Here is a 1731-nt window from a genome sequence, read left to right on the forward strand (position 1 = left end):
CGCTCGACCAGGGCAGCGGCCTGCTTCTGTGCCCCAGCCTGCCGCAGGCGACGCAGCATCCGAGCCACGATGCTCGGGTCGTCAAGGGGAGCGTGGACGGCGGCCCGCTCCACCAGCGCCGTAACCTGCTTCTCCGACCCGGCCAGCTCCAGACGGTCCAGCAACCGGGCCACGGTTCTCGGATCGTCGAGGGCGACGCGGGCAACATAGGCGGCGGCCCGCTCCACCAGCGCCGTAACCTGCTCTTCCGCCCCGGCCAGCCGCAGACGACCGAGCAAACACGCCACGGCGTCCGGATTGTCGAGGGGGGCGTGGTCGGCGGCCCGCTCGGCCAGCATTCTGACCTGCTCCTCCGCCTCCGCCCACCGCAGATGATCCAGTAACTGGGCCAAGGCATACGGGTCGTTGAGGGAGACATGGAGTGCCGGATTGCGGGCCAGCAACGCGGCGACCTGCTCCTTCGCCCCGGCCTCCTGCAGACGGCCCAGCAACCGGGCCACAGCACCCGGGGCATCGAAAGAGACATAGGTGACAGCCCGCTCGGCCAGCACCGTGGCCTGCTCCTTCGCCCGCACCAGCCGCAGATGATCTAGTAACCGGGCCACGGCGTCCGGATTGTCGAGGGGGGCGTGGGCGGCGGCCCGCTCGGCCAGCATTCTGACCTGCTCCTCCGCCCCGGCCAGCCGCAGTTGATCCAACAGCTCAGCCACGGCGTGCGGGTCATCGAGGGAGACATGGGCAGCGGGATCGCGGGTCAACAAGGCGGCGACCTGCTCTTGCGCCCCGGCCTCCCGCAGACGGCCCAGCAACATGGCCACAAAACGCGGGGCATCAAGGGGGACGTTGGAGGCGGGGTCGCGGGCCAACAACGCGGCAGTCTGTTCCTCCGCCTCGGCCAGCCGCAGACGGCCCAGCAACCGGGCCACGATGCCTGGGTCATCAAGGGGAACATGGGCGGCAGCCCTCTGGGCCAACACGATGGCCTGTTCCTGAGCCCCGACCCGCCGCAGATGCCTCATTATCCGGGCCATGGCCTCTGGGTTGTCGAGGGCGCCATGGATAGCAGCCCGCTCGGCCAGCACCCGGACCTGCTCCTGCGCCCCGGCATCCCACAACTGATCCAGCAATCGGGCCACAGCACCAGGATCGTCGAGGGCAACGTGGCTGGCAGCCCGCTCGGCCAACACCCTGGCCTGCGCGTGTGCCCTTGCCCACCGTAGATGATGCAACACGTCGGTCAGAATGGCCGGGTTGTCGAGGGGGGTGTAGGCGGCAACCCGCTCGGACAGCACCGTGGCGTGTTCCTCCGCCCCTACTTGCCGCAGATAACCCATCATCTGGACCACGTCGTACAGGTTGTCGAGCGGGGCGTGGGCGGCAACCCGCTCGGTCAGCACCCTGACCTGCTCGTCCGCCCCGACCAGCCGCAGACTGTCCAGCAGCCCACCCACGGCGTACCGACTGTTGACGGGGGCCTTAGCGGCGGGGTTGCGGGCCAGCAATGCGGCAACCTGCTCGTTCGCCCCGACCAGCCGCAGATGGTCCAGCAGCTTAGCCACAGCGTAGGGGTTGTCGAGGCGGGCTTGGGTAACGGTCCGGTCGGCCAGCACCGTGGCCTGCTCCTCTGCCCCGGCCAGCCGCAGACGGCCCAGCAACTGAGCGATGGCGTAGGGGTTGTCGAGGGAGACATGGGCCGCGGCGTGGTGGGCCGGGCGGGGGTCGGTGGGGTAC

At 69.7% G+C, this 1731-nt stretch carries 1 protein-coding gene; it reads right to left on the reverse strand.

Annotated elements, in window-relative coordinates; genetic code table 11:
* The coding region (locus tag EAO75_RS46355) for a hypothetical protein (RefSeq protein ID WP_222724037.1) at nucleotides 1-1731 on the reverse strand (1731 nt) is incomplete at both ends.

Source organism: Streptomyces sp. UW30, from assembly GCF_008042075.1.
Lineage (GTDB): Bacteria > Actinomycetota > Actinomycetes > Streptomycetales > Streptomycetaceae > Streptomyces.